21 protein-coding genes are annotated in these 16,036 nt (G+C 70.8%); 16 read left to right on the top strand and 5 right to left on the bottom strand.

Features of this window, described 5'->3' with window-relative positions:
- Positions 1–19: 19 nt before the first annotated feature.
- On the top strand, positions 20–433 hold the full coding sequence (locus tag ACSUPV_RS17020) for a DUF6281 family protein (protein WP_436947768.1): 414 nt from the start codon (positions 20–22) through the stop codon (positions 431–433).
- A 14-nt stretch (positions 434–447) separates the two neighbouring features.
- Here ACSUPV_RS17020 and ACSUPV_RS17015 read toward each other — a convergent pair whose 3' ends face one another.
- Positions 448–1,056 carry a DUF7848 domain-containing protein gene (locus ACSUPV_RS17015; protein ID WP_359784713.1) on the bottom strand — a complete coding sequence of 203 codons (609 nt, stop codon included), beginning with the start codon at positions 1,054–1,056 and terminating at the stop codon, positions 448–450.
- A 105-nt stretch (positions 1,057–1,161) separates the two neighbouring features.
- Between ACSUPV_RS17015 and ACSUPV_RS17010 the strand changes: the two genes are divergently transcribed.
- Together ACSUPV_RS17010 and ACSUPV_RS17005 are read left to right on the top strand one after the other, a co-directional pair.
- Positions 1,162–2,097, top strand: coding sequence for a helix-turn-helix domain-containing protein (locus tag ACSUPV_RS17010; RefSeq protein WP_031117086.1), 936 nt, complete (start codon positions 1,162–1,164; stop codon positions 2,095–2,097).
- Positions 2,045–2,155, top strand: coding sequence for a DUF397 domain-containing protein (locus ACSUPV_RS17005; protein ID WP_359784911.1), 111 nt, complete (start codon positions 2,045–2,047; stop codon positions 2,153–2,155). Before ACSUPV_RS17010 ends, ACSUPV_RS17005 begins: the two co-directional genes overlap by 53 nt.
- A 3-nt stretch (positions 2,156–2,158) precedes the next feature.
- Here the strand turns inward: ACSUPV_RS17005 and ACSUPV_RS17000 are convergent, their stop codons facing one another.
- Positions 2,159–2,449 carry a PLD nuclease N-terminal domain-containing protein gene (locus ACSUPV_RS17000; protein WP_031117085.1) on the bottom strand — a complete coding sequence of 97 codons (291 nt, stop codon included), beginning with the start codon at positions 2,447–2,449 and terminating at the stop codon, positions 2,159–2,161.
- A gap of 68 nt (positions 2,450–2,517) precedes the next feature.
- Here ACSUPV_RS17000 and ACSUPV_RS16995 point away from each other — a divergent pair, with 68 nt between their 5' ends.
- The 3 genes from ACSUPV_RS16995 to ACSUPV_RS16985 are packed head-to-tail and all read left to right on the top strand — an operon-like array spanning position 2,518 to position 5,020.
- A complete protein-coding gene (locus tag ACSUPV_RS16995; protein WP_436947767.1) occupies positions 2,518–3,969 on the top strand; it encodes a menaquinone biosynthesis decarboxylase in 1,452 nt (483 codons plus the stop codon).
- On the top strand, positions 3,966–4,868 hold the full coding sequence (gene mqnP / locus ACSUPV_RS16990) for a menaquinone biosynthesis prenyltransferase MqnP (RefSeq protein WP_037763442.1): 903 nt from the start codon (positions 3,966–3,968) through the stop codon (positions 4,866–4,868). The genes ACSUPV_RS16995 and mqnP overlap by 4 nt, the downstream gene beginning before the upstream one ends.
- A gap of 14 nt (positions 4,869–4,882) precedes the next feature.
- Positions 4,883–5,020 (top strand): hypothetical protein, encoded by a 138-nt coding sequence (locus ACSUPV_RS16985; protein ID WP_382614486.1) that lies wholly within the window; start codon positions 4,883–4,885, stop codon positions 5,018–5,020.
- A gap of 120 nt (positions 5,021–5,140) precedes the next feature.
- Here the strand turns inward: ACSUPV_RS16985 and ACSUPV_RS16980 are convergent, their stop codons facing one another.
- Positions 5,141–5,758, bottom strand: coding sequence for a rhomboid family intramembrane serine protease (locus tag ACSUPV_RS16980; RefSeq protein ID WP_436949909.1), 618 nt, complete (start codon positions 5,756–5,758; stop codon positions 5,141–5,143).
- Between the two features lie 91 nt (positions 5,759–5,849).
- Between ACSUPV_RS16980 and ACSUPV_RS16975 the strand changes: the two genes are divergently transcribed.
- From ACSUPV_RS16975 to ACSUPV_RS16935, 9 genes are all read left to right on the top strand, one after another.
- A complete protein-coding gene (locus tag ACSUPV_RS16975; protein ID WP_078650879.1) occupies positions 5,850–6,536 on the top strand; it encodes a UbiX family flavin prenyltransferase in 687 nt (228 codons plus the stop codon).
- Positions 6,537–6,592: 56 nt separating this feature from the next.
- The gene (locus tag ACSUPV_RS16970) at positions 6,593–7,048 is read left to right on the top strand and encodes an Lrp/AsnC family transcriptional regulator (RefSeq protein ID WP_031117078.1); all 456 of its coding nucleotides are present in this window, start codon (positions 6,593–6,595) and stop codon (positions 7,046–7,048) included.
- 38 nt (positions 7,049–7,086) lie between these two features.
- Positions 7,087–8,250 (top strand): aminofutalosine synthase MqnE, encoded by a 1,164-nt coding sequence (gene mqnE / locus ACSUPV_RS16965; RefSeq protein WP_031117077.1) that lies wholly within the window; start codon positions 7,087–7,089, stop codon positions 8,248–8,250.
- Between the two features lie 69 nt (positions 8,251–8,319).
- Positions 8,320–8,970 carry a UdgX family uracil-DNA binding protein gene (locus ACSUPV_RS16960; protein WP_359784719.1) on the top strand — a complete coding sequence of 217 codons (651 nt, stop codon included), beginning with the start codon at positions 8,320–8,322 and terminating at the stop codon, positions 8,968–8,970.
- Positions 8,971–8,986: 16 nt separating this feature from the next.
- The gene (locus ACSUPV_RS16955; protein WP_037763454.1) at positions 8,987–9,511 is read left to right on the top strand and encodes a GNAT family N-acetyltransferase; all 525 of its coding nucleotides are present in this window, start codon (positions 8,987–8,989) and stop codon (positions 9,509–9,511) included.
- A gap of 91 nt (positions 9,512–9,602) precedes the next feature.
- Positions 9,603–9,902 (top strand): DUF4229 domain-containing protein, encoded by a 300-nt coding sequence (locus ACSUPV_RS16950; protein ID WP_436947766.1) that lies wholly within the window; start codon positions 9,603–9,605, stop codon positions 9,900–9,902.
- 144 nt (positions 9,903–10,046) lie between these two features.
- The gene (locus ACSUPV_RS16945) at positions 10,047–10,148 is read left to right on the top strand and encodes a putative leader peptide (RefSeq protein ID WP_359757918.1); all 102 of its coding nucleotides are present in this window, start codon (positions 10,047–10,049) and stop codon (positions 10,146–10,148) included.
- A 65-nt stretch (positions 10,149–10,213) separates the two neighbouring features.
- A complete protein-coding gene (locus ACSUPV_RS16940; RefSeq protein WP_031117073.1) occupies positions 10,214–11,515 on the top strand; it encodes a dicarboxylate/amino acid:cation symporter in 1,302 nt (433 codons plus the stop codon).
- A gap of 104 nt (positions 11,516–11,619) precedes the next feature.
- Positions 11,620–12,285, top strand: coding sequence for a TetR/AcrR family transcriptional regulator (locus ACSUPV_RS16935; RefSeq protein ID WP_436947765.1), 666 nt, complete (start codon positions 11,620–11,622; stop codon positions 12,283–12,285).
- Positions 12,286–12,320: 35 nt separating this feature from the next.
- Here the strand turns inward: ACSUPV_RS16935 and ACSUPV_RS16930 are convergent, their stop codons facing one another.
- Positions 12,321–13,172, bottom strand: coding sequence for a MaoC family dehydratase (locus ACSUPV_RS16930; protein ID WP_031117071.1), 852 nt, complete (start codon positions 13,170–13,172; stop codon positions 12,321–12,323).
- A complete protein-coding gene (locus tag ACSUPV_RS16925; protein ID WP_436947764.1) occupies positions 13,172–14,497 on the bottom strand; it encodes a 3-oxoacyl-ACP reductase in 1,326 nt (441 codons plus the stop codon). The genes ACSUPV_RS16930 and ACSUPV_RS16925 overlap by 1 nt, the downstream gene beginning before the upstream one ends.
- Before the next feature lie 106 nt (positions 14,498–14,603).
- On the opposite strand from ACSUPV_RS16925, the gene ACSUPV_RS16920 reads away from it, so the two are divergent.
- The gene (locus ACSUPV_RS16920) at positions 14,604–15,887 is read left to right on the top strand and encodes an acetyl-CoA C-acetyltransferase (RefSeq protein WP_436947763.1); all 1,284 of its coding nucleotides are present in this window, start codon (positions 14,604–14,606) and stop codon (positions 15,885–15,887) included.
- Positions 15,888–16,036 lie beyond the last annotated feature (149 nt).

Below are 16,036 nucleotides of genomic sequence, written 5' to 3'. Positions count from 1 at the left end.
TCCAGAAGGAGGCGTACCGATGAAGGCGTCACTCCCGCGCACGGGCCGCGGCCCCGCCTGGGCGCTGCTGGCGGCGGCCCTCGCCCCGCTCTCCGCGGGCTGCACGTCGACGCCCCCGGGCGACGACGCGCGGCCCGAGGCGTCCTGCGCCTACGTCGTCGAGTACGACAGCCGCACCTACCTCGGGCGAGAGGAGACGGACGTCACCGTCGGGAAGTCCCTCGGCGCCGCCACCCGCCCGGCCTGCGACGACACACCCGGCGACGGCGACGACGGAGGGGCCCCGGCCCTCATGACCGCGTTCGCCCTGCCGGGGGTCGACCCCGCGGTCGCCATCGCGGTGGCCGAGGACACCGACGCGTACCGTCTCGTCGTCGCCGACACCGTGAAGGAACTCCCGCCCGAGCTACGGAAGCTGACCGACCGCTCCTGACCCCCGCCCGCGCCTCAGCCCTGCCGCTCCAGCACCGCGTAGTCGGCGAAACTGCGGCGGTAGCGCAGGTGCCGCGTCTCCTGCGTGTGCCTGCGCTGCCACTCCTCCACCTCGGCCGGCGCCTGGCACGGCCCCGAACTCGCCCCGCAGTCCGCCTCCTCACCCGAGACGCAGTACGCCTGGTACTCCGGCAGCGCCGACGCGTCCTGCGTGATCGTGTACGGCACGTACCGGAACACCCTGCGCCCGCCCGCCGGTTCCCCGCCGTGCTCCTTGCGCTGGTGCTGGCGCAGCAGCACGTTCGCGTCCGTCACGGCACTCCCGTCGAACGCGGCCCGTGCCCGGTCCCGCCCGACGGCCAGCTCCTCACACGCCGCGCACCCCGGCACGGGCACCGGGGGCCGGGTCGGATCGGCCAACAGCCCTTCCCTGGAACGCTCGTTGAGCGCGCGGACGCCCGCGCTGAGCCGTTCGTCCAGCGTCGCCACCCTGATCTCGGCCGCGTCCGCCTGCCACTGCCGGCCGCCGCCGACCGGGCGCAGCGTCACGTGCGGGCCGGATCTGTCCTGGTACTCGCCGACCCTGCGCGTGCGCTGGTCGTAGACGAGCGTTCCCGGTTCCATTTCGTGCACCTCCGTCACTCTCGGTGTGCTGAGCGTTGCGCAGGGGAATGGTCCGGTTCAATGCTTTGCGTGTGACACCGATGCACTGTCACGGAGGGGGAAGCCGTGAGCCGACGGAACGGCGGGGCGGAGTCGGGGGCGAGTACGGCGGCGGTGTTCGGGGAGGTGCTGCGGCACTTCCGCGAGGCGGCGCTGCTGACGCAGGAGGGGTTGGCGCGGCAGATTCCGTGCGACCGGTCGCATGTGGCGCGGGTGGAGGCGGGGACGCGGGTTCCGCAGGACTCGTTCGCCAAGACGTGTGACGAACTTCTGGGTACGGGTGGGGTGTTGCTTCGGCTGTGGGGCCGGATCGACTGGTATCCGCAGGTGGAGCATCCCGACTGGTTCCGGCGGCGAGCTGAGATGGACGAGGAGGCCGTCGCCCTCCGTGAGTACCAGGAGCGAGTGATCCCGGGATTGTTGCAGACAGCGGACTACGCGCGTGCGCTGTTCAGCCGCCGTGGCGCGGAGGCCGACGAGGTGGACTCACGCGTCCGGGCTCGACTGAGCCGACAGCAACGCTTCCTGGCCGAAGGCGGTCCGCTGTACGTCGTCATCCTCGACGAGAGCTGCCTGCGCAACGGCGTCGGCAGCCCGGAGATCATGCGTGAACAGTGCGCGCACCTGCTGGCGGTGGGGCGGCGCCGGAACATCCGTATCCAGGTGGCTCCAGCAGACGCCTTCGGACTCGTTCGGCCTCGTGGATCCATGTCGTTGATCGAACTGGCTGACGAGCGATGGGTCTACTCGGAGTCCCTGGACCGTGGCCACTTCAACAACGATCCGGCCGTCTACCAGCGGCATTCCCAGACCTATGATGTGCTCAGGGCCGACGTCCTGTCAGCCCGCGAATCCGCCGCTCTGATCAACAACGCTATGGAGGGGTACGAGCACCATGGACTGGATCAAGAGCAGCTACAGCGACGACAACGGCGGCAACTGCGTGGAAATAGCCCCCGATACCCCCGACGTCGTCCCCGTCCGCGACAGCAAGACTCCTGACGGACCGGTCCTGCTCGTCACCCGATCCGCCTGGGCCGCGTTCACAGCCGCTCTCTGAGCCCTACGGCTCATCCCGCTTGGGATCCTCGTCGCGCTTCTCCTCGTCGAGGGACTTCAGGAAGTCGGGGTTGTCATCCGGCGCCACCCACTGCCGGGGCCGCCCCGCCGCCGGTGTCCTCTTCTTCCCGGCGATGAGCCAGGAGATCGAGCCGACGAGCGGAAACAGCAGCACCAGCAGGGCCCAAAGCGGCTTGGGCATGTGACGGATGTCGTCGTCCTTCGTGCTGATGCAGTCGATGAACGCGTACACGCTCAGCGCCAGCGGTACGAGGAACATCAGTACCCGGAGCATGCGCGGCCTCTCAGCGAAAGCGGTGGGCGGTTCCAGGCCAGGGTAGCGGCTCGGGGATACTGGACCCCATGGCTTACGACGATCTTCGCTCCCTGCTCAGGGCACTGGAGCGCGAGGGAGACCTGAAGCGCATCAAGGCCGAGGTCGACCCGTATCTGGAGGTCGGGGAGATCGTCGACCGGGTGCAGAAGGCCGGCGGTCCCGCGCTCCTCTTCGAGAACGTACGCGGGTCGCGCATGCCGCTCGCGATGAACGTGTACGGCACGGACCGGCGGCTGCTGAAGGCCCTGGGCCTGAAGTCGTACGCGGAGATCTCGGAGCGGATCGGCGGGCTGCTGAGGCCGGAGCTGCCGCACGGGTTCGTCGGGGTGCGGGAGGCGTTCGGGAAGCTCGGCGCGATGACGCACGTGCCGCCGAAGAAGGTGAAGGACGGCCCCGTGCAGGAGGTCGTCCTGACCGGGGACGACGTGGACCTGGACCAGCTTCCGGCGCTGTTCACCTGGCCCAAGGACGGCGGGTCGTTCTTCAATCTGGGGCTGACCCACACCAAGGACCCGGAGACGGGCATCCGCAACCTCGGGCTGTACCGGCTCCAGCGCCACGACAAGCGCACCATCGGCATGCACTGGCAGATCCACAAGGACAGCCGGAACCACTACCAGGTGGCCGCGCGCCGGGGCGAGCGGCTGCCGGTCGCGATCGCCTTCGGCTGTCCGCCCGCCGTGACGTACGCCTCGACCGCGCCGCTGCCCGGGGACATCGACGAGTACCTGTTCGCCGGGTTCCTCGCGGGCAAGCGGATCGAGATGGTCGACTGCAAGACCGTGCCGCTCCAGGTGCCCGCGCAGGCGGAGGTCGTCATCGAGGGCTGGCTGGAGCCGGGCGAGATGCTGCCCGAGGGGCCGTTCGGCGACCACACCGGCTTCTACACGCCGCAGGAGCCGTTCCCGGCGCTGAAGATCGACTGCGTGACCATGCGGAAGCGGCCGCTGCTCCAGTCGATCGTCGTGGGCCGGCCGCCGACGGAGGACGGACCGCTGGGCCGCGCGACGGAACGCTTCTTCCTGCCGCTGCTGAAGATCATCGTGCCGGACATCGTGGACTACCACCTGCCCGAGGCGGGCGGCTTCCACAACTGCGCGATCGTCTCGATCGACAAGAAGTACCCCAAGCACGCCCAGAAGGTCATGCACGCCATCTGGGGCGCGCACATGATGTCGCTGACCAAGCTGATCGTGGTCGTCGACTCCGACTGCGATGTGCACGACCTGCACGAGGTGGCCTGGCGGGCGCTGGGCAACACGGACTACGCCCGGGACCTCAGCATCGTCGAGGGCCCCGTCGACCACCTCGACCACGCCTCCTACCAGCAGTTCTGGGGCGGCAAGGCCGGGATCGACGCGACGAAGAAGTGGCCCGAGGAGGGCTACACGCGCGACGGCGGCTGGCCCGACATGGTGGAGTCCGATCCGGAGACGGCGGCGAAGGTGGACCGCCGCTGGAAGGAGTACGGCCTGTGACCTCCGCTTCCGCAGCCATCCCGCAGCCGGGCCGCACCAGGGCCTTCCTCCGGCTGGTGATGATCGAGCACTCGGTCTTCGCGCTGCCCTTCGCCTACATCGCCGCGCTCACGGCGATGTACCAGTGGGACAGGAACATCCACTGGGGGCGGCTGCTGCTCGTCACCATCTGCATGGTGGGGCTGCGGACGTTCGCGATGGCGGTCAACCGGATCATCGACCGGGAGATCGACGCGCGGAACCCGCGTACGGCGCAGCGCGAGCTGGTGACCGGCGCGATGTCGGTGAAGCACGCCTGGACGGGCGCGCTGATCGCCTTGGCCGTCTTCCTGGGCGCGGCGGCCCTGCTCAACCCGCTCTGCCTGGCCCTGGCCCCCATCGCCGTGATCCCGATGGTGGTCTACCCGTACGGCAAGCGGTTCACGAATTTCCCGCAGGCCATCCTCGGCCTCGCCCAGGCGATGGGCCCGGTCGGCGGCTGGCTGGCGATCACCGGCTCCTGGTCCTGGGACGCCGTGATCCTCGGCCTCGCCGTGGGCATCTGGATCGGCGGCTTCGACCTGATCTACGCCTGCCAGGACGTGGAGACCGACCGCGAGATCGGCGTCATGTCCGTCCCCGCGCGCTTCGGCATCCCGGCGGCGATCTGGGGCGCGCGGGTCTGCCACGCCCTCACCACGGCTCTGTTCGTCTGGTACGCCCTGGCCACCGACGCGGGCGCCTTCTTCTGGCTGGGCCTGCTGATCGTCGCCGCCGCGTTCCTCTACGAGCACACGATCGTCCGCCCTCACGACCTCTCCCGCGTCAACCGCGCCTTCTTCAGCGTCAACGGCTTCATCGGCATCGCCCTGTTCGTGTGCGCGTTGCTGGATCTCTTGGTTCGCGGCCTGACCGTGTAGCTACGGTGCGGCGCATGCACCGCCTCCGCGCTCAGCTCGCCCGCTTCGAGGAGGTGGTCAGCGATGTCCTGTTCCCCTTCGACGGCGCCCATGAGCTCTGCCCCGACCTCGCCGTCATCCCGGCCGAGGCGGGGGCATTCCGAACTACCTGATCTTCGACCCGCGGCAGGGGCACGTCGTCACCCTTTGGAACCCCGGTCCGGGCGGGTACCGCCGGAGGGACCTGCTTCCGTACGGAGGCGAGGGCACCGTCGAGGCCAGGATCGGGCGCTTCACCGTACAGACCAGCCGGCTCCCGCTGAGCCCTGAGTCGCCCGGCGGCGGAACGCGAACGCCGCCCCCACCCCCGCCAGCAGGCCCAGCAGGTGGCCCTGCCAGCTGATGCCCGTCTGGGTCGGGGCCAGGCCCGACAGGATCGAGCCGCCCCAGATCGCGGCGATCAGGACGCCCGCCAGGATGCCCCAGGGGCGGCGCTCCACGAAGCCGCTGACCAGGAGGAAGCCGAAGAGGCCGAAGATCAGGCCGGAGGCTCCCGCCGTGTTCGTGTGCGCCGGGGATATGAGCCAGACGCCCAGGCCGTCGACGAGCACGATCAGCGCGCAGACCAGCAGGAAGCGGCGCAGGCCCGCGAGCGCGGCCAGGAAGCCCAGGACCAGCAGCGGCAGTGTGTTCGCCGCCAGATGGGCGAAGCCGAAGTGGATGAACGCCGAGGGGACGACGTCGACCAGCTCGGAGGGATCGCGTGGGGTGACGCCGAAGCCGTCCAGCGCGTGGCCCGTCGCCACGTCCACCACTTCCAGCAGCCACAGCAGCGCGATCCAGGCCAGCATCAGCTTGCCCGCGGCCAGCGCTCGGTCCCCCCGGGACCACCCGGCTCCCACGTTCGACATGGCGACCCCCAGTGCTCGCACGTCTCCTCCGGGGAACGCCCGGCCCCCCTTGGCCGGTTCCCACCCTGCGACGCCGGATAGGCTCGGTGTCGTGAACCCAGTCAAGCCAGGCGAGACGCCGCGTACGCCTTGGATCGTAGGGGTGTCCGGGGCCTCCGGCACCCCGTATGCCGCTGCCGTACTGAGGGGCCTCCTCGCCGCCGGCGAGAGCGTCGACCTCGTGGTGTCCCGGGCCTCCCGGCTCACCCTGCTGGACGAGACCGGGATCTCCTTCCGGGACGCCCACTGGCGGGACGACCTGCGCGAATGGCTGTCCCGGGGCGCCGACGGCAAGCCGGACACCTTCTCCGTCGACCTCGACGCCGTACGGCACTGGAGCGCCGGCGACCTGGCCGCCGGCCCCTCCTCGGGGTCGTACCCCACCAAGGGCATGCTCATCGTGCCCGCCTCGACGGCGAGCGTGGCCGGGGTCGCGCTCGGCCTGTCGAAGGACCTGTTGCAGCGGGCGGCGAGCGTGACCCTGAAGGAGGGCCGCCCCCTCGTCGTGGCCGTGCGCGAGACCCCGCTGAACGGCCAGACCCTGCGGCACCTGGTCACCCTCGACGACGCGGGCGCGGCCGTCGTGCCCGCCTCACCCGCCTTCTACGCGGGCGCGACGCACATCCAGGACCTGGTGGACTTCGTCGCCGGACGCGTACTCGACGCGGCGGGCGTGCCGCACACGCTCTACCGCCGTTGGCAAGGTGAGCTCGGCGGCGGAGCACACCGCGCCGGCTGAGTACACCCGAACGTCATCGGACTCAACTACAACTTCAGCGGAAGGCTTCGATCGCAATGGACGCGGTGGACAGGCAGCTCATCCAGGCCCTGAGGGAGAACGGCCGGGCCTCCTATGCGGAGCTGGGACGCCTCGTCGGACTGTCGGGACCCAGCGTCACCGACCGCATCAACCGGCTGGAGGCGGCCGGGGTCATCACCGGCTACCGGGCCACCGTCGACGCCGCCTCGCTCGGCCTCGGCGTCACCGCCCTGATCGGCATCTCGCTCTCCGACGCCACGGACCACGAGGACGTGGCGCAGCGGCTGCGGGACCTCTCGGAGATCGAGGACTGCTGGTTCATCGCGGGCGACGACTCGTACATGCTCAAGGTGCGTGCGGCGGACGTGGACGGCCTGGAGAAGATCATCCGGCGGCTCAGCGGGACCAAGGGCGTCTCCCGGACCCGTACCACCATCGTGCTCTCCACGAAGTGGGAGAACCGGGTCGGGGAACTGCCCGAGGAAGCGTAGTCGTACGGTTGGGGACGTCGTCGGAGAAAGGTGTGGGCATGGATCTCGGGCTCAAGCGCGAGCTGGAGGAGAAGGTCAGGGCCGGTGAGCGCCTGACCCGTGAGGACGGCATCGCGCTGTACGAGTCGGACGACCTGGCCTGGCTCGGCGGCCTCGCGCACGAGGTGCGGACGCGCAAGAACGGCGACGTCGTGCACTTCAACGTCAACCGTCACCTCAACATGACGAACGTGTGCACGGCCTCCTGCGCGTACTGCTCCTTCCAGCGCAAGCCGGGGGAGAAGGACGCGTACACGATGCGCATCGAGGAGGCCGTCAAGCTCGCGAAGGCGATGGAGTCGGAGAACCTCACCGAGCTGCACATCGTCAACGGGCTGCATCCGAACCTGCCGTGGCGGTACTACCCGCGGTCGCTGCGCGAGCTGAAGGCCGCGCTGCCGGACGTGTCGCTGAAGGCCTTCACGGCCACCGAGATCCACCACTTCGAGACCATCTCGGGAATGAGCGCGTCCGAGATCCTTGACGAGCTGATCGACGCGGGTCTGGAGTCGCTGACCGGCGGTGGCGCGGAGATCTTCGACTGGGAGGTCCGGCAGCACATCGTGGACCACCGCACCCACTGGGAGGACTGGTCCCGGATCCACCGGCTCGCGCACGAGAAGGGGCTGAAGACCCCGTGCACGATGCTGTACGGGCACATCGAGGAGCCCCGTCACCGGGTGGACCACGTGCTGCGGCTGCGCGAGCTGCAGGACGAGACCGGCGGTTTCCAGGTCTTCATCCCGCTGCGGTACCAGCACGACTTCGTCGACATGAAGGACGGCAAGGTTCGTAATCGCCTTCAGGCGCGGACGCAGATGGCGACGGGGGCGGAGGCGCTGAAGACCTTCGCGGTGTCGCGGCTGCTGTTCGACAACGTGCCGCACGTGAAGGTCTTCTGGGTCATGCACGGGGTGCAGACCGCGCAGCTGGCGTTGCAGCACGGGGCGGACGACATGGACGGGTCGGTCGTCGAGTACAAGATCACGCATGACGCGGACAACTATGGGACGCCGAACAAGTTGACGCGTGAGGACTTGCTCGACCTGATTCGCGATGCCGGGTTCCGGCCCGTGGAGCGGAATACGCGGTACGAGATCATTCGGGAGTATGACGGGCCCGACCCGTTGCGTCGCGAGTCGCCGCAGCCGATGCGGGTCTGATTGCGGGCGCGGGTTCGTGGTGGTTGTTCGCGCAGTTCCCCGCGCCCCTGAGTGGGGTACCCGGAGGGCATGGTCAGGACTGAGGCGCCTGAGGACGCCTACACCGCTGAACCCTTTGTTCCTCAGGGCGGTGGGCTTGCCGCTCTGCGGAAGGCCGCTGCCGAGTGTCGGGGGTGTCCGTTGCATCGGGACGCCACTCAGACCGTGTTCGGGGAAGGCAGCAAGGATGCCCGGGTCATGCTCGTGGGGGAGCAGCCCGGGGATCAGGAGGACCGGCAGGGGAAGCCGTTCGTCGGGCCGGCCGGGCGGCTGCTGGACCGGGCCTTGGAGGAGGCGGGGATCGACCCCTCCGAGGCCTATGTCACCAACGCCGTGAAGCACTTCAAGTTCACGCAGGCCGAGCCCCGCAAGCGGCGGATCCACAAGGCGCCGAACCTGCGTGAGATGACCGCGTGCGGGCCCTGGCTGGCCGCGGAGCTGGCGGTCGTCGAGCCGGAGCTGATCGTCGTGCTGGGGGCCACCGCGGGGAAGGCGCTGCTCGGGTCCTCGTTCCGGGTCACACAGGTGCGCGGCACCGTGCTGGAGGAGGAGATCCACGGGCGGCCCGAGCGGCTGGTGCCGACCGTGCACCCGTCCTCCGTGCTGCGGGCCGACGATCGGGAGGCCGCCTACCGCGGGCTCGTCTCCGATCTGAAAGTGGCGGCACAAGCCCTGGGGTAATGGCTACAATCCCGGCATGCCCCTTACCTTCACGCTCGACCCGGCCGTCACTCCGGATCTTCGCGACGGCATCCTCGACCTGTGGACCGACGTGTCCAATGCCGGCGGTGCCGTCGGTTTCGTGCCGCCGGTGACGCGTGAGGAGATCCGGCCCCAGCTGCTGACGCACTTCGCGTCCATGGCGGAGGGGCGGGTCCGGCTGCTCGTCGGACACGACGAGGAGGGAAGGGCCGCGGCCACCGCGTTCCTCACCTTCAACACGCACCACCTGATGACCCACTGGCTGTGGCTGTACACCGTGATGGTGCACCCGCGGCACCAGGGGAAGGGGTACGGCCGCGACCTGCTGGCCGCGGCCGCGGACGCCGCCCGGGGGATCGACGGGATCGAGGCGATCCGGCTGACCTGCCGGGGCGGGCTCGGTCTCGAGCGGTTCTACGAGTCGTGCGGCTACAAGGAGGTCGGCCGGATCCCGAGCGCCATCCGGGTCGCGCCGGGCGACGACCGCGATGACGTGATCATGCTCCTCCCGCTGAACTGACCCCCCTGCAAGATCGGCCCTCCGGCGTGCTTCACTGGACGGTGCCCCTTTGGGTGCGTTCTGGCCGTTCGAACCGGAAGAGTGGATTGAGATGCTCCGCTACACGCTGATGCGCCTCGGAATCTTCGTGGGCTGCCTCGTGGTCGTCTGGGGCGCCGTCTACTCCGGCCTCGCCCCGCGCGGCCTCGGCGCGAGCAACGGCCTGTGGGTCGTACTGCTCGCCCTGCTCATCTCCGCGCCGATCAGCTTCGTCGTGCTGCGCAAGGAGCGGGACCGGGCATCCATCCAGGTCGCGCAGCGGGTCGACCGGATGAAGGCCAACCTGGACGCCAACCGCAGCCAGGAGGACGTCGCCGACGACACCGCCCGGACCCAGGGGCAGACCTCGTAACACCCCCCACGCACACGCCGCGCAGCGCCCCGTTTCCGTACTTGCTCGGAAACGGGGCGCTTTGCCTTGTATGGGTGTGTGCGTCCCGTCACCTATCAAAGCCAGGCTTTGAGGTCCTCAAAGTTCAGGTGTTAAGGTTCGTGTATGAAGTCAGCAGCTGTGCCCCATTCGCCTCTGAGCGCTCCGCTCGTGGCGCGGCTGCACGTGGATCTCTGTCGGTGCGCGTCCGCTTTCTGTCGTCCCTGACGTAACGCAACCCCCGTCGTCTCCCACGTCAGTTCCCCCTACGCGTCCCCCAACGGAGTCAGTCCGTGTCCTCATACACGAAGTCCTTCAAGGTGCCCTTCTGGGCCCAGATCATCGCCGGTCTCGTCCTGGGTGTGCTGCTCGGCTGGCTCGCCCGCAGTCAGGACCTCTCCTGGCTGGTCACGACCCTGGAGAAGGTCGGCGACACCTTCATCGGGCTGCTGAAGCTCGCCGTCGCCCCGCTCGTCTTCTTCGCGATCCTGGTCTCGATCACCAACCTGCGGAAGGTCAACAACGCGGCCCGCCTGGCCTCGCGCACCCTCCTCTGGTTCATGATCACTTCGCTGATCGCGGTGAGCATCGGCCTCGTCATCGGCCTGGTGACCAACCCCGGCGCCGGCACCGGCCTCACGCCCAGGGACGGCGCGAAGCCCGAGGACACCGGCTCCTGGATCGACTTCCTCACCGGCATCATCCCGACCGACGTCATCACGCCGTTCACCGAGCTGAACGTGCTGCAGATCGTCTTCATGGCCGCCGTCGCCGGTATCGCCGCCCTCCAGCTCGGCGAGAAGGCCCAGCCGATCCTCACCCTGAGCGAGTCCGTCCTCACCCTGCTCCAGAAGGCGCTGTGGTGGGTCATCCGGCTCGCCCCGATCGGCACCGTCGGCCTCATCGGCAACGCCATCGCCACCTACGGCTGGGACCTCATCGGCAAGTACGCGACGTTCACCGCCGACATCTACGTCGGCTGCCTCATCGTGCTGTTCGGCGTCTACCCGACGCTGCTCGCGACCGTCGCCAAGGTCAACCCGATCCAGTTCTTCAAGGGCGCCTGGCCCGCGATCCAGCTGGCCTTCGTCTCCCGCTCGTCCGTGGGCACCATGCCGCTGACGCAGAAGGTCACCGAGCGGCTCGGCGTGCCGAAGGAGTACGCCTCCTTCGCGGTGCCGTTCGGCGCCACGACCAAGATGGACGGCTGCGCCGCGATCTACCCGGCCATCGCCGCGATCTTCGTCGCCCAGATCTTCGACATCCAGCTGGGCATCGGCGACTACCTGCTCATCGCGTTCGTCTCGGTCGTCGGCTCCGCCGCCACGGCCGGCCTCACCGGCGCCACGGTCATGCTGACCCTCACCCTGTCCACCCTCGGCCTGCCGATGGAGGGTGTGGGTCTGCTCCTCGCGATCGACCCGATCCTGGACATGATCCGCACCGCGACCAACGTCGCCGGGCAGGCGCTGATCCCGGTCCTGGTCTCGGCCCGCGAGAACCTGCTCGACCGGGACGCCTACGCCACGGCCGACGGCTCCTCCCTGGACGAGCCGCGGGACGCGCGGCCCGAGCAGGTGCCCGCGGCGGCCTGACCTACCGACGGCCTCCGGCCGGTCCTTGGCGGGTTTCCCCGCCGAGGACCGGTTGGCGGGTTTCCCGGCCGAGGGCCGGCCGAGGGGACCGTACGCTAAGCGGTATGGGTGCCGTGAAGACGAAGCGGATGCCGCGCGCGGTCCGTGAACAGCAGATGCTGGACGCCGCCGTGCGGATCTTCGGCCAACGCGGGTACATGGCCGCGTCGATGGACGAGATAGCCGAACTCGCGGGCGTCTCCAAGCCGTTGGTCTATCTGTACCTGAACTCGAAGGAAGACCTCTTCACCGCCTGCATCCGCCGGGAGGCCAAGGCCCTCGTCGAGGCGGTACGGGTCGGCGTCCGCCGCGATCTGCCCGCCGACCGGCAACTGTGGGAAGGCCTCGGCGCGTTCTTCGCGCACACCGCCGAGCACCCCGACGCCTGGTCGGTCCTGCACCTCCAGGCCCGCACGCACGGCGAGCCCTTCGCCGCCGAAGTCGCCGCGATGCGCGAGGAGATCGTCGCGTTCGTGACGCAGCTGATCCTCGCCGGGGCCCGCGAGGCCCACCGCGACCCCGACCTCCCCGAGCGCGAGGTCGCCGGGCTCGCCGAGGCTCTGGTCGGCGCCGCCGAGTCCCTCGCGGCCTGGGCGAACGCCACCCCGGGCGTCACCGCCCGCCAGGCGGCGGCCACGATGATGAACTTCGCCTGGGCCGGCCTCGGCGACCTCATGGCGGGACGGCCGTGGTCGCCCCCGGGGGAGGGGACGGAGGCCGGGGCCGGGTAGGCGCCCGTTCGCCGGTCCGGCCGGGCGGCTTTCTCTCAAGTGGGCAGGACCTCTCCGGCCACGTGCAGTCGGTCGTTCCGGCCCCGGAGTTCGAAGCGGGCGTGCTCCGCCGCGTACGTCACCGTGCCGGGCAGCAGTACCGGTGCCCTGAACTCCGCGCGCACGTGGCAGGAGTCCGGTGTGCCGTGCGCGGCGAGGCAGCGGGCGGCCGTCCACATGCCGTGGGCGATGGCCCGGGGGAAGCCGAACAGCCGGGCGGTGAGCGGGTGGAGGTGGATCGGGTTGCGGTCGCCGGAGGCGGCCGCGTAGTGCCGCCCGACGTCCCCGCCGAGCCGCCACTCGGCGACCGACGGCAGCGGCTTGCGCGCCTCCTCCTCCCGGGCGGCACCGGCGGACTGCCGGGTGCGGTGCCGTGCCAGGTACGTGCTCGTCGACTCCCACACGACGTCCCCGGCGCCGCGCACCTCGGTGACGACCGTGGCCTCGGTGCCGCGCCGGTGCGGTGCCAACCCCTCGACGTGGACGGAGAGTTCGTAGGCGCCGGTGGCCGGCAGCGGTTGCCGCCGCGTGATCGTGATCGACGTGTGGACGAGGCCGAGCAGCGGCAGCGGGAAGTCCCGGCCGCTCATCAGCCGCATGGCCAGAGGGAAGCCCAGCACGTGCGGATACGTCACCGGCAGCGCGTCCGCCCCGGTCGGGAAGCCGCAGACCCGCTCGTAGGCCGCCAGCCGCGCGAGGTCGACGCGCAGGCCGGGCAGGACGAGCCGGGTGCGGGGGAACCCGGCGTCGGGGGCCGGGCGTTTGAAGGGGGACAGCAGGGCACCGCGGGCGAGGAGCGGGGCGAGGGAGGGGGACCCGGTGAGGACGAGGGCGGAGGGGTCGGTCATCACGCCCCCAGCAGGCTCTGACCGCAGACGCGGACGATCTGGCCGTTGACCGCGCCCGAGGCCGGGTGCGCGAGCCAGGCGGTGGTCTCGGCGACGTCGACCGGGAGGCCGCCCTGGGCGAGGGAGTTCATCCGGCGGCCCGCCTCGCGGATGAACAGCGGGATCGCGGCCGTCATCTTCGTCTCGATGAAGCCCGGCGCGACCGCGTTGACCGTCACGCCGTGCTCCGCGAGCGCGCGCGGCGCCAGGGAGCGGACCAGGCCGACGATGCCCGCCTTGCTCGCCCCGTAGTTGGTCTGCCCCGCGTTCCCGGCGAGGCCCGCGATCGACGCCGTGGCCACGATCGAGCCGCCGCGCCGCAGCGTCCCGGCCTTCAGCAGGGCGTCCGTCGTGCGCAGCACACTCGCCAGGTTCACTTCGAGGACGGAGATCCAGCGTTCGGCCGGCATGTTCACCAGGCGCCGGTCGCGGGTGATGCCCGCGTTGTGGATCAGCAGGTCCAGGCCGTCCGGCAGGGCCTCGGCGATCCGGGCGGCCGCGTCGGCGGCGGTGATGTCGAGGAGCAGGGCGGTGCCGCCGAGCCGGTCGGCGACGCGCCGGGCGTCCGGCCCGGCCTGCGGCACGTCGAGGACGACGACCCGGGCCCCGTCCCGCGCGAGCGTCTCGGCGACGGCCTCGCCGATACCGCGGGCGCCGCCGGTGATCAGGGCGGTGCGGCCGGTGAGGGGGCGGTCCCAGTCGACGGGGGCGGTGGTCTCCTGGGGCGGGCCCACCTCCTGGGGCGGGCCCACCTCGATCACCTGCCCGCTCACGTAGGCCGACCTGGGCGACAGCAGGAACCGCAGCGTGGACTCGGCGGCGGAGGCGTCCGTGAGGCGGACCAGGTTCACGGTCCTGCCCCGGCCGATCTCCTTGCCGAGCGAGCGCGTGAACCCCTCCAGGGCCTGCTGGGCCGCCGCCTGGTGGTGGTCGGCCGGGTCGAGTGGGGCACCGAGCACGACCACGCGGCCGCTCGCCGCGACCGACCGTACGACCGGGTGCAGGGCGGCGTGGACCTCGGCCAGGCCCTCCACGTCCCGCACCCCGGTCGCGTCCAGGACGACGGCCCCCGCCCGGTCGCCGCCGGCCGGGCCGATCCCCGTACGGGCCAGGACCGGCGCCAGGTCCAGGCCGGACGGGCCGGCCGTGACGTGGCGCAGGCCGCCGTCCAGGGCGGGCCGCTCGGGGGACCAGCGCACCAGGTCCGCGGGCTGCGGCAGACCGAGCCGGCGGGTGAGGAAACGGCCGGGCCCGGTGGCGGTGAAGCTCAGATAGCGGTCGGCCATTCCAACTCCCAGCTTGCGACGACGGCTCAGTGCAGGGGCACAACTGCTTACTCTGGAGTAAGGTTACCGGAGGTAAGGCTACGTCACAGGCGAGGAGCAGGTCGAGATGAGCCCCCAGAAGATGTCGGTGCGGCGCGTGGCGGTCATCGGCGGAGCGCGCATCCCCTTCGCCCGCTCCGACGGCCCGTACGCCACCGCCTCCAACCAGCAGATGCTCACCGCCGCCCTGGACGGCCTCGTCGAGCGCCACGGGCTCCAGGAGCCGGGCGCCGTCGGGGAGTTCGTCGCCGGCGCGGTCCTCAAGCACAGCCGCGACTTCAACCTCGCCCGCGAGACAGTCCTCGGCTCGAAGCTCCACCCGAGCACCCCCGCCTACGACATCCAGCAGGCCTGCGGCACCGGCCTCCAGGCCGTCATCGCCGCCGCCAACAAGATCGCCCTCGGCCAGACCGACTCGGCCATCGCGGGCGGCGCCGACACCGCCAGCGACGCACCCCTCGGCGTCAACGACTCCCTGCGCCGGATCCTGTTGGAAGCCCGCCGGGCGAAGTCGCTCGGCGGGCGGATGAAGGCCCTGGCGAAGGTGCGCCCGGGCCACCTCGTCCCCGACATCCCGCGCAACGCCGAGCCGCGCACCGGCCTGTCCATGGGCGAACACGCCGCCGTCACCGCCCGCGCCTGGGGCATCCGCCGCGAGGCCCAGGACGAACTGGCCGCGACCAGCCACCAGCGGCTGGCGGCGGCGTACGAACGCGGCTTCTTCGAGGACCTGGTGATCCCCTTCCGGGGTCTCGCCCGCGACCAGAACCTGCGCCCCGGCTCGACCGTGGAGAAACTGGCCGCCCTGAAGCCGGTGTTCGGGCTCGACCACCCCGACCCGACCATGACGGCCGGGAACTCGACGCCGCTGACGGACGGTGCCGCGACCGTCCTGCTGGCGAGCGAGGAGTGGGCCCGCGAGCGCGGCTTCGAGCCGCTGGCGTACCTGACGGCGTACGAGACGGCGGCCGTCGACTTCGTGGGCGGGGATGTCGCCGGTGGCGAGGACGGGCTGCTCATGGCACCGGCGTACGCGGTCCCGCGCATGCTGGAGCGGGCCGGGCTCGGCCTGGACGACTTCGACCTCGTCGAGATCCACGAGGCGTTCGCCTCCCAGGTGCTGGCCACGCTCGCCGCCTGGGAGAAGCGCGGCCTCGGCACGGTCGACCGCGCCCGGCTGAACGTCGCCGGCTCCTCCCTCGCCACCGGCCACCCCTTCGCCGCCACCGGCGCCCGGATCGTCGCCACGATGGCCAAACTGCTGGCCGAACGGGACGCGCCCGCCCGGGGGTTGATCTCCGTGTGCGCGGCGGGCGGGCAGGGCGTGACGGCGATCCTGGAGCGGGCCTGACCGCACGCCAAACCGAAGCTGAAGGACCCTCACGTAACCCCCGAGAATGCACAGCCCTGGCGCCGGACCATCCCCGAACCCGCACACACCCGCCACGTAAGGGCCGTACGATCCCGTTCCTACCGTCAGTAACCCCTTTCGGGGGGTTC

Source organism: Streptomyces sp. SudanB52_2052 (assembly GCF_964272415.1).
Taxonomy (GTDB): Bacteria; Actinomycetota; Actinomycetes; order Streptomycetales; family Streptomycetaceae; genus Streptomyces; species Streptomyces olindensis.
The sequence above is the reverse complement of the archived record's forward strand: the minus strand, read 5'-3'. Positions and strand labels throughout refer to the sequence as shown.